Annotated in this window: 2 protein-coding genes; both read right to left on the bottom strand. The window is 77.0% G+C overall.

Annotated features, from left to right (window positions below; translation table 11 throughout):
- Positions 1-29: 29 nt before the first annotated feature.
- Positions 30-935, bottom strand: a complete 906-nt coding sequence (rbsK, locus tag HYE82_RS36195) for a ribokinase (RefSeq protein WP_179178464.1) — start codon at positions 933-935, stop codon at positions 30-32.
- Positions 932-1,964 (bottom strand): ADP-ribosylglycohydrolase family protein (locus HYE82_RS36190; protein WP_179178463.1); only part of this gene is annotated, 1,033 nt, incomplete at its 5' end. The genes rbsK and HYE82_RS36190, both read right to left, overlap by 4 nt.

The following is a 1,964-nucleotide window of genomic DNA, read 5'->3' as shown; positions in this document are numbered from 1 at the left end:
GGGGGACGCCGTTCGGTCCGGGGGCGGGGTCATGATCCGGCGCCGGCGGCGAAGGCCGCGTCGGTCTCGGCCCGCACCGGCATCGAGTCCTGGGCCCCGGGCCGCTGCACCGACAGGGACGCCGCCGTCACCGCCCAGGCCAGTGCCTCCCGCACCGGCCGGCCCTCGCCCAGCGCCACCGCCAGCGCCCCGGCGAACGTGTCCCCGGCCGCCGTGGAGTCCACCGCCCGCACGCGCGGCGCGGGCACCGCGTACGGCTCCCGTCCCCGCGCCGCGTACAGCGCGCCCGCCGCGCCCAGCGTGACCACCACCTCCGGGACCCGCTCCAGCAGCGCCGCGGCCGCCTGGCGGGGGTCCGTCAGACCGGTCAGTGCCGCGGCCTCGTGCTCGTTCGGCACCAGCAGGTCCACCGAGGCCAGCAGCTCCGCCGGCAGCGGCTGCGCCGGGGCGGGCGTCAGCACCGTCCGCACACCGTGCGCGCGGGCCGCCCGGGCGGCCGCACCGACCGCGGACAGCGGCACCTCCAGCTGGAGCAGCAGCGCCCCGGCGGCGGCGATCCGGGCCTCGTCGCCCTCCTCCAGGCCCGTCACACGGGCATTGGCACCCGGGATGACGATGATGCTGTTGCCGCCCTCGTCGTCGACCGTGATGTGCGCGGTGCCGCTGGCGCCCTCCACGGTGCGCAGGCCCGCCGTGTCGACCCCGGCCGCGGTGAGTGCGGAGCGCAGCCGTACGCCGAACTCGTCGGCGCCGACCGCGCCGATCATCACCACCTGCGCCCCCGACCGGGCGGCGGCGACGGCCTGGTTGGCGCCCTTGCCGCCGGGGACGGTGCGGAACGCGCGGCCGGTGACGGTCTCCCCCAGGCGGGGGGCCTTGGGTACGTAGGCGACGAGGTCCATGTTCGTACTGCCGAGCACGGCGATGGCCGTCATGAGCGTGCTGCCTCCTGTGCGGTGAGCCGGGCGAGGGTGTCGAAGCCGATGCCGTCGAAGCCGGCGATGGTGGTGGCCAGGCGGTTCTTCAGGGGTGCGGCCCAGCGGTCCGGGACCCGGCCGGCCACCAGGGCGGCGATCGAGCCGGCGGTCGCCCCGTTGGAGTCGGTGTCCCAGCCGCCGGAGACGGCACGGCACACCGAGCGGGTGAAGTCGCCGTCGGCGTGGGTCAGGGCGGCGGCGACGAGGGCGGTGTTGGGGACGGAGTGGACCCAGTGGTAATGACCGTAGCGGGCGTGCAGCCGGTCCACGACGCGGTCGAAGTCCCGTTCCCCGCGCGCCGCCCGGATCGCGTGGCGGACGGCCTCGGCGAGGCGCGCGCCCGGTGGTACGACGGCCAGCCCGGCCCGCAGTGCGGTGTGGACGTCGGCCCGGCCGGACGCCGCCTCCGCGATCGCCGCCGCGGCGAACAGGGCGGCGTACAGGCCGTTGCCGGTGTGGCTGAGCGAGGCGTCCCGCCAGGCCTGCTCGGCGGCGGCCCGCGGGTCGCCGGGGTTGGTCCAGCCGTGCACGTCGGCGCGGATGAGGGCGCCGATCCATTCCCGGAACGGGTTGTGGTGGGTGGCGGTCGCCGGGGGCTCCAGCCCGAGCAGCAGGTTCCGGTACGCGATGCGCTCGGCGGTGAAGGCCCGGCCGGCCGGGAGCTCGTCCAGCCAGAGCCGGCCGACGTCGGCGGTGGTGAAGCGGCGGCCGTGGCGGCGCAGGAGCAGCAGGTTCAGCAGCGGGTAGTCGAGGTCGTCGTCCTCGGGTGCGCCGTCGATGTTCTCGGCGAGGGAGGTGGTGGCGGAGCGGCGGTTCCACGGGTACGCGGCCAGCAGGGCGGGCGGCACGCCGCGGGCGGTGAACCAGTCGTCCAGCGGCCAGTTCCCGGCCGCCCGGGCCAGCGCCCGGATCCCCTCCAGCGGGAGCTTCTCCACGGGCTTGCCGAGCACGCAGCCCACGGCCCGTCCCACCCAGGCAGCCTCAAGG

The organism is Streptomyces sp. BR123 (assembly GCF_013401435.1).
GTDB lineage: Bacteria > Actinomycetota > Actinomycetes > Streptomycetales > Streptomycetaceae > Streptomyces.
This window is presented reverse-complemented; position numbering and strand designations above follow the sequence as displayed.